The organism is Cysteiniphilum halobium (assembly GCF_003574425.1).
Classification (GTDB): domain Bacteria; phylum Pseudomonadota; class Gammaproteobacteria; order Francisellales; family Francisellaceae; genus Caedibacter; species Caedibacter halobius.
Map to the genome: position 1 here is coordinate 85,597 of NZ_QLIU01000023.1, position 9,134 is coordinate 94,730.

The following is a 9,134-nucleotide window of genomic DNA, read 5'->3' on the forward strand; positions in this document are numbered from 1 at the left end:
TAAACCTAAATATTAACGGATATTCCTAAATCTCCAAAAAGTGCGTAAAGCAACTTATAGACAATAAAGCTCATCACGATACAACATGGTAAAGTCAAAAGCCAAGCCGTTGCCATCGTACGCACCATACGCCAATTAACGCCACCACTTTCAGGATAGCCTGCACCCATAATTGATCCTGAAGCTGCTTGTGTGGTACTAACTGGCAAGCCTAAATGTGAAGCACCAAGAATAAGTAAGCCTGAGCTCATCTCAGCAGCAAAACCATTCGCTGGACCAATTTTAGCAACACGTGTTGTCAATGTCTTAATAATACGCATACCACCTGATAAAGTTCCTAGCGCCATGGTTAGTGCACACAAACAAATAACCCAAACAGGGATATGTGAAACCGTTGATACCATACCAAAGCTAAATAATGCCAAAGTAATAATAGACATGGTTTTTTGTGCATCATTTGAGCCATGACTTAATGCCAAAAGACTACTTGAAATCACCTGCATTTCACGAATACGCGCATTTGATTTACGTGGTGTTTTACGTTTACTTAGAATTCTAAATAAAATGACAACCAGGATAAGTGCTAAAAAAAATGCCAAGATGGGGGATAGTACCATAGGGATAATGATTTTGCCAACCAAAATACCATAATGAATCGTGTGCACATTGCTTGCGGCAATTGCAGCACCAACCAGAGACCCAATAAGCGCATGCGATGAACTTGATGGAATACCAAAATACCAAGTAAATAAATTCCAGCTAATCGCAGCAAACAATGCAGCAATTAAAACCAAATGGGTCACTACATTTGCATCAACCAAGCCTTTACTAATCGTCGTTGCTACTGCTGTGCCGATAAAAGCACCAACAAAGTTAAAAATAGCTGCAACGATAATCGCTTGATATGGAGATAATGACTTTGATGCAATCGGTGTTGCCACAACATTGGCAACATCATGAAAACCATTAATAAACTCAAAAAAAAGTGCAATGATGATAATACTAACAAGAACTATCATCATAGTTAGATTTCCTTGACGTAGATACGCATCACAGAATCACATAAGGTGGCACTGGTATCAACTGCTGACTCTACAGCTTTGAATACTTCCTTTAACTTAATCGTTGTTAATGTGTCGTAATCAGCCTTTTTAATCTGATCAATCGCATCACCCAAATCCTCAACCACATTCTCATCAAGCTCTGTTGCGCGTTGTGAAGCAAGTTTAAGTTTTTCGCCATCTTTGTTTTTAAACGCAACGAGTAAATCACACAGCGATTTTGTAATCTCTTGCAAAGTTACAACACTGCGAATCAGGCAATCATCAACCTTACTATCAATCGCATAGATTTGCATTTTTTTATTGATCTTAATAATACGTTTAGTTAATTTCAGCATAATCCCTGATAAATGAAATATATCACCACGATCAATTGGTGTGATGAATTGCTCATTCAACTCAACAATGATTTTTTTATTGATATCTACTGCATTTTGGCGTTGCTGACGCAACTTAGTCATCAATTCAGTCGCTTTATAAGCATTTTCTTCATTAACAATATCTACTAAAAGTGATGCTGAGAAATGCACATTTTGCGCTGCCTCAACAAATAAATCAAAAAAAACCTCCCCGCGTGACGGAATCAAAGACTTGATAATTTTTCGCAACATAAGCGCATTTTTCTTAAAACCTTTTAGGTATCGCCATAATAATCGCATTGACGTAAAATACAACCTTAAACTCTATTTTTTACAACATCTTCTATACGCATTGACTACATAAAAGCGCATTAAAGTAACCTTAATACACATTAAAAAATAATAGCTTATAAAGAAAGTCATTCATAATCGTTAGTCACAAGTATCATTTCAACAAATCTATCAACGCAGTCTCAATATGTGGATAGTCGAAAATAAAGCCAGCATCTTGTAATCTCATTGGTTTAATATTATGTGATGATAGTAATAGCTCTTTTCCCATTTGTCCAAATATCAACCTTACCAACCATTGTGGCAAAACTAAGAAACATGGTTTATTAAGCACTTTCGCCATGGTTTTAATAAATACTTTCTGACTACAAGCGTTGTCTGACGTCATGTTGATTTCAATATTTATGCACTGTTGCTCAAGGATAAAAACCATCGCGCGGCACAGATCATCAATGTGCACCCATGACATTATTTGCTGACCATTGCCAATGGTTGCCGCTAAGCCTACTTTGGCAGTTGGTAGAAGTTTACTTAACATACCACCCTTACCAAGGACTACACCAAAGCGTACAATTGTCTTACGACGTAATCGCGAGCGATTTACCACAGCTTCCCATTGATTGACAATGTATTGGCAAAAGCCACTATTTGCTTTCGTTCTTTGTATAATTTCTGTTTCATTTTGCTCTTTCAAGGAGAATGGATAATAGCCAATGGCACTTGCATTGATTAACCACACATCATGATCGGCAATGTGTTTAATTAAACGCTCAGTCGGCTCAATGCGACTGCTTAAGATTTTCTCTTTTATTGATTTACACCAACGCTTTTCCCCAATACCAAATCCACATAAATTAATGACCACATCAAACTGTATAATCTTCGCTGTAGTAACTTCCTGCCAAATAATGCATTCATCAAAGCCATCGATTATTTGCATCGTACGACTTAATAATGACACCGAGTAACCTTGCTTTTTAAGATGTTGGACAAGATGTCGACCAATAAATCCAGATCCACCAGCTATCAATACCTTAACCATAATAATACGCTCCTTGCTGATTGTTTGGATTGCAGAAAAAGTCTTACATAAACATAAAGTTAAACGACACACCCGCTTGCCAGCCTTGCTTCATTTGAATCCCATTTAAATTTTGATAAATCGGATAAGCAAACTGTAATAGTAAACTTTGATTTGACAAGATACCTGCACCTTTAATTTTTGCTTCAGCAATTAGGTTAATGACTTTAGCACCTGTGTTTTGCGGGTTATAACTAATTCCCCAATTGGTATTGGTATCTTCTGCGACACCCGATGTTTTTGTCGTTAATACCCCTTGAACTTTAGATCCTAATGATAAATAGGACCATACGTTATAGTCAGCACCTAATGTCAGCTGATAAACGTCACCTAGCGCATAATCGCGATAGTTTTTATAAAGTCGCTGTAACGTTTTCAACTCACTTTGCAAAAACCATTTGTGCCAATGGTAACCATAGATAATTCCAATAATAGGATCAAAGGTGCCAGAACCCATCTGCATATTATAGCCATATAATGTCGTACTCATCATCGGCATGACACCCTGATAATTAATGCGCCCAGTTGGCACACTGACACCTCCCTTAAGTTTTAATGATTGATGTTGTGTCTGTAAAAATTTATAGGAAATAAGCAACTGAGTATCGCCAAACCCCTCTGAGCGCATGGTCGAGGCGATGGATTTACCCATCATGTTCATTGTCATATCCATGGTTTTGATATTATATGAACCCATGATCATAAAATCCCAGTTTCGTGTCATATACATTGCCATAAACATCAACATCGACATGTCCATTTTTGTCGGGACCATCATATCATCCGCCGGAGCCGCTACACTACTTGTGCCACTTTGCAAACCATCCATAGTCATATACATCGGCATTAGGTTAAACATCCACATATTCATACCATGTGATGGCATGTCATGCATATGCATCTTATGTCCTACATGATAGTGCTCACTGCTATTTTGTGTCATCGTAGTTGCGTTAGCGACACCACTGATTAAGCTCGATAACGCTAACGTAGACACCAAGATTTTATTTTTTTGAAACATCATAATATAATCACTCCCCCGTTAAATTATTTTTACTCACTTATTGTTAAACGGCATTTATATCCAGTAAACTTGCGCATATTCATCACCCCTGTATCCAGCATAATGTATTGCCCCTTGATACCTAACAATGTACCTTCAACCAATAGGTTTTTATCAAGATTGTGTGAACTGACTTTTTGCGGATAAGACAATACAGGATAGTGAATTTCAATTGTTTGACTGTTGATTAGTTCAATCGCTTGCGTGCCATATTTTGCCTTAAGCGATGCAATAAAATCACCTTCCTCCAAAAGTATCTTATTTTTTATTCTCAATAGGTCAATAGCATCAGGCTGCTCTTTTAGCATTGCCTGCCAATTGGTTTTATCCGCCAAGTGTTTGGCAAGTCTAACTTCAATAAGTCCTGATAATAAGCGCTCACTCACCTTAATGATTGGCAAGGCCTGCACAGCGCCTTGGTCAATCCAACGCGATGGTGTATTTTTCTCGCGCGTGATACCAACCTTTGCTTTAGCAGTATTTGCCAAATAAATAAAATGCGGCTTTATACAGTGCCCACTTCCCCAATTACTATCACGACATGTCCCCGCATGAAAGTGACACAACTCCGGTTTAACAATACAAGTGTCACACTCAGGTAAGCTACGCATACAAGGAAAACAATAGCCCTGACTAAAGCTTTTTTTGGTTAAACGCCCACAGGCAACACAATTTATCTCATTTAAAAACTCAAGCTTAATCACTTTGCCCAACAAGTCATTCATATTGATATCATGCAGTTGATAACAAGCATTATTGTCATGATCTAGTGAGGTTTTCATTTTTCGCAAATGCAAAGTATATTCAGTCATTCAGTACTCTTTTTGTTTTTTATCTTTTTGTTTTTTATCTTTTTGTTTTTTACATTTCATTCAAGCAACTTATCCATCCGTTGGCTGAGCATCGTCGAAGCCATTGCAAAGCACAAAAGGCATACACCCTTCGACTTCGCTCAGGGTACGGAGGCTTACCCATCACTTGCACTATCCAACGTTGGCTGAGCGTTAGTCAAAGCCACTGCAAACCACAAAAGACATACCTCCTTCGACTTCGCTCAGGGTACGGTGGCTGTCTTATTTAAACTTCTTGCTTTTTAAATTCCGCAAGCGTTTTTTCAACATGTGCTTTGACGGTTTGCCAAGTAACCGGACCTAACTCATTTGCATAAGCGGCTGGATCTTGAAGCCCCAGGTTCAAAAAAGCTTCAATGCGCCCAATCGATGAAGCAGATTGATAATCGCTATAAATCTTATGCTCATGCTTAATTGGAATATATGAGGTGAATGTCATCGCGTACACTTCTTCATAATTCAGTCCAAGTAATGCACAAGCACGAATGCCATCGCGTAGTACATCTGTCTTACTGCTATTGATATAGGGCAAATAATACGTTACTTTCTCAGCATCCCAGTTACCTGCGATAAATGCGTCATAATCTTTATCACGGAATAATTGTCGACAGTCAGGGTAAGTTGCATGATCACCTCCATGGACACCCATAGCAATAATAACATCAGTGTTTTGTGCCTCAGCAATCGATAACGCTGCTGCTTGAATGATTGAGCTAAAGATCTTATTGCGATTTGGCACAACTGTTAGACGCATATTACTCTCGTGATAATGCCCGGTTGGCACATCTTCGCCACCACTGATCAGTGTTGAGTGTAATAATTCAGATAAACCATCTATGGTGATGATATGATTTTTGACCTTACAGCCTTGCTGCTTTAAGTAATCGATGAGACTTGATGCCTTATCTAACTCTACTTTGTGCTTTTGACCATAGTCAAATGAAATCGTTGTCACCTCATAACCATCAGCAAGCAGTCGCAACATCAATGAAGACGAATCCATACCACCTGAAAGGGACAGTACCGCATATTTGTTTTTTGTGTTATTTGTTTTATCTGTCTTATCACGCATTCTATTCTCCAAACCACTTCTCTAACTGAAACGCAAAAGTTTATAAAACCATCTGCAAATGGTATAGTAATCAAAAATTCAAAGTATCATACCATAATGATTTATCGAGTTGAAAAATATCTTGATGGCTTTTCCACTTGCTTTCGCCAATGGAATGCTGAACACTCACACTGTCGCTTTTTACATGGTTATGCGATTTCTTTTCGCTTACATTTTGCTGCTCAATCACTAGATCAGCATAACTGGGTCTGGGATTTTGGCTGGCTTAAAGACAAAAATCACACCATTGACGACATGACGGCTAAAGAATGGTTCCACTATATGTTTGATCATACGGTTGTACTTTCTGAGAAAGACCCTGCTCTTGAGACGTTTAAGGCACTAGAGCAACAAGGCTTATTGCAATTACGAACCTTGCCATACTTTAGTTGTGAGGGTATTGCTGAATTTGTTTTAAACACCTTAAACCCTTTAGTGCAAAAACATAGTAACAATCGCGTAACGTTATTTCGTGTTGATGTCATGGAGAATAGCAAAAATCTCGGTGCTGTTGAGATCGATTATGCGTATTAATGACTATCATAAAATACTGCCAATTATTGAACTTTATCCTTGTTTGCAGGGCGAGGGATCACGCCGTGGACACCCCTCGTTTGCGATTCGCACCACTGGCTGCACACATCGCTGTCATTTTGGTATAAATGGAGGTTGGTGTGATACCTGGTACTCGAGTATCCATGCAGATAAAGGCAAGTTCTGTTTTAACGATATTATCGATATGGTCAAAGCATATCCTGATTTAAAAGAAATTATGCTCACAGGAGGTGCACCAACAATGCACCCCACACTTCTTAATGAGATTATGCATTTAGCACATGAGTATAAGCTATTTGTAACACTAGAAACTGAAGGTTCTCATTTTATAAAAACCGATTATCCGATTGATCTTTTAAGCTTATCGCCAAAGTTTACTAATAGTATTCCAAAACTAGGGATAAAAACACCTAAAGGCACTGTTGTTGATCAAAAGTTTATTGATCAACATAATAAATATCGACTAAATATCACCGTCATACGTCAAATGATTGATTATCACCATGACTATCAATTAAAGCCTGTTTGCGATGGCAGTGATGAGAATCTAGCAGAAATAGAGTCTTTGATTAATGTGCTTAATATCCCCAAAAACAAAGTTTATTTGATGCCAGCAGGCAGCACGCGCCAAGAAATGATTGCGGCTTATTCCAAGATTATTGATCTGGCACTTATGCACGGTTTTAATTTCACAGGACGCGATCATATTATTGCTTTTGATGACAAAATTGGTGTTTAATTACTTATCACCCGTTGAGCTTTAGCTTAACGACCTTTCCCACAAGGGGAGAGGTATTAGCTAATGGAGTTTATTATAGATGATTCAGCATTTGTTGGTGACGTTGATAAATCGCATCACTTGGCGCTTTGCTTAAAATACTACCTAAATAGATAGCAATACACGCAAAGATAAAACCAGGTAGTAATTCATATAATTCAAAAATACCACCTAATGTCTTTAAATGAGGCCAAATAATTACGGTTAATGCACCGACTACTATTCCATAAAAAGCACCGGTTAAGTTCATGCGTTTCCAAAAAAGTGATAACACAATAATCGGACCAAACGATGCACCCAGTCCCGCCCAGGCATAGCCGACAAGATTTAAAATCGAGCTTTTAGGATCAAGTGCTAACAACACAGCAATAATAGCGATCACGGTTACAATTATGCGACTAATAATGAGCATTTCATTCGCTTTGGCATTTGGGCGAACAAATTTGTGATAAAAATCTTCAACTACGGCACTAGAAGACGCTAGAAGCTGTGCTGAAGCAGTACTCATCGTTGCTGATAAAACTGCCGCTAATAACACCCCTGCTACCCACGGATTAAATAGCGTTTCAGCTAAAACAATAAAAACAGTCTCCGGATTCTTAAGCGTATGTGACGCGTAATACGCAATACCAAAGAGTCCAGTAAACACTGCACCAAGCAGAGCAATACACATCCATGTCATGCAGATAAACTGCGCCTGAGGAATGGTTTTCGCACTCTTGGTCGCCATAAAACGTACTAAAATATGGGGTTGCCCGAAATAACCTAACCCCCAAGCAAATAGGGATAATACACCGATAATACTTGTTCCTTTAAAGGCATTTAAATATACCGGCGACTGTTTGGAGACGGTATGTAGCGCCTCAGAGAGACTGCCAATATGCACCCATACGGTAACAGGTACAATAATCAAGGCAATAAACATCAAAGTCCCCTGAAAAAAATCGATCCACGAAATTGCTAAAAAGCCACCAACACAGGTATAAACTAAAATGATCAATGCCGTAATATATAATCCCGTGGTGTAATCGATCTTAAAGGTTGAACCAAATAACAATCCCCCAGCAACAAATGCTGATGCGGTATAAAAAGTAAAAAAGATCAAAATCACTAACGCACTAAGTAAGCGAAGCATACCACTTTTTTCCATAAAGCGATTTTCAAAATACGATGGAATCGTAATTGAGTCATTGGCAACTTCAGTATAAACACGTAAGCGCTTAGCAACAAACTGCCAGTTTAAATAAGCACCCAGTGATAAACCAAGCGGCAACCAGATCTGGTTTAAACCATTGAGCATCACCGCTCCTGGCAAAGCAAGCAAAAGCCATGAACTCATATCTGAAGCGCCTGCCCCAAGCGCCGCAATTGGCCCACTTAATGAACGCCCACCTAACATATAGTCATGTAGGTTTTTTGTGTAAAAATACGAGCAAATACCTAAACCCAAAATAATGCCGATATACAGCACAAACACAACAACTAAAATTGTCATCCCCTACTCCCTTTCATTAAAATGATTTAAATATATAACACACGCAAAATGATCTACGATAGGTAAGCACTTATCACCTAAGGTTTATTTTTAATGTAATTTACCAACGACAAAGCAATAATTACGACTAACGGAACAAATACAACTGCCCATGAACCAAAAGACCCCATAAATACCTCCCAAAAATTAAAACCACTCACGCCATAAACCGTATTTTAATACATTTATTTACATTTATGGCATTTTTTTACACAACCCCGGGTCAGAATACCCAAAAGCTTTATAAAATGCAAATGATAAAGCAAGCTTTCTCTAATAAAATTAACTAAAAGAATATTCTCTGTACACGAAGAAAAATTTGCAAACTGCTGCTTGAAGCGCTATTTTTTCTTGATTTGCACACCATGAAAAAGCACCTCAAACAGCTGACAAATAGTTTAAAGGAAATTTTTAACTGGCACAAATCAAGATTAGATTGTTTTGCTAATC

General features: G+C 38.2%; 9 protein-coding genes. 2 read left to right on the forward strand and 7 right to left on the reverse strand.

What is annotated here, in order from left to right:
• Nucleotides 1–5 precede the first annotated feature (5 nt).
• From DNK85_RS05720 to DNK85_RS05745, 6 genes are all read right to left on the reverse strand, one after another.
• Nucleotides 6–1,022, reverse strand: a complete 1,017-nt coding sequence (locus DNK85_RS05720) for an inorganic phosphate transporter (protein ID WP_119328610.1) — start codon at nt 1,020–1,022, stop codon at nt 6–8.
• A 2-nt stretch (nt 1,023–1,024) separates the two neighbouring features.
• Nucleotides 1,025–1,672, reverse strand: coding sequence for a DUF47 domain-containing protein (locus tag DNK85_RS05725; RefSeq protein ID WP_162896549.1), 648 nt, complete (start codon nt 1,670–1,672; stop codon nt 1,025–1,027).
• 193 nt (nt 1,673–1,865) lie between these two features.
• The gene (locus tag DNK85_RS05730; protein ID WP_119328612.1) at nt 1,866–2,753 is read right to left on the reverse strand and encodes a TIGR01777 family oxidoreductase; all 888 of its coding nucleotides are present in this window, start codon (nt 2,751–2,753) and stop codon (nt 1,866–1,868) included.
• Nucleotides 2,754–2,796: 43 nt separating this feature from the next.
• On the reverse strand, nt 2,797–3,816 hold the full coding sequence (locus DNK85_RS05735; RefSeq protein WP_119328613.1) for a hypothetical protein: 1,020 nt from the start codon (nt 3,814–3,816) through the stop codon (nt 2,797–2,799).
• Between the two features lie 29 nt (nt 3,817–3,845).
• The gene (locus DNK85_RS05740) at nt 3,846–4,667 is read right to left on the reverse strand and encodes a DUF2797 domain-containing protein (RefSeq protein WP_119328614.1); all 822 of its coding nucleotides are present in this window, start codon (nt 4,665–4,667) and stop codon (nt 3,846–3,848) included.
• Nucleotides 4,668–4,932: 265 nt separating this feature from the next.
• Nucleotides 4,933–5,778 carry a 7-cyano-7-deazaguanine synthase gene (locus DNK85_RS05745; RefSeq protein ID WP_119328615.1) on the reverse strand — a complete coding sequence of 282 codons (846 nt, stop codon included), beginning with the start codon at nt 5,776–5,778 and terminating at the stop codon, nt 4,933–4,935.
• A 96-nt stretch (nt 5,779–5,874) separates the two neighbouring features.
• Between DNK85_RS05745 and DNK85_RS05750 the strand changes: the two genes are divergently transcribed.
• Nucleotides 5,875–6,351, forward strand: a complete 477-nt coding sequence (locus tag DNK85_RS05750) for a 6-pyruvoyl trahydropterin synthase family protein (RefSeq protein WP_119328616.1) — start codon at nt 5,875–5,877, stop codon at nt 6,349–6,351.
• Nucleotides 6,341–7,111, forward strand: coding sequence for a 7-carboxy-7-deazaguanine synthase QueE (locus DNK85_RS05755; RefSeq protein ID WP_235842387.1), 771 nt, complete (start codon nt 6,341–6,343; stop codon nt 7,109–7,111). The genes DNK85_RS05750 and DNK85_RS05755 overlap by 11 nt, the downstream gene beginning before the upstream one ends.
• 73 nt (nt 7,112–7,184) lie before the next feature.
• Here DNK85_RS05755 and putP read toward each other — a convergent pair whose 3' ends face one another.
• Entirely contained in the window at nt 7,185–8,645 is a 1,461-nt protein-coding gene (gene putP, locus DNK85_RS05760) for a sodium/proline symporter PutP (RefSeq protein WP_119328618.1), read from the reverse strand.
• Nucleotides 8,646–9,134: the final 489 nt, after the last annotated feature.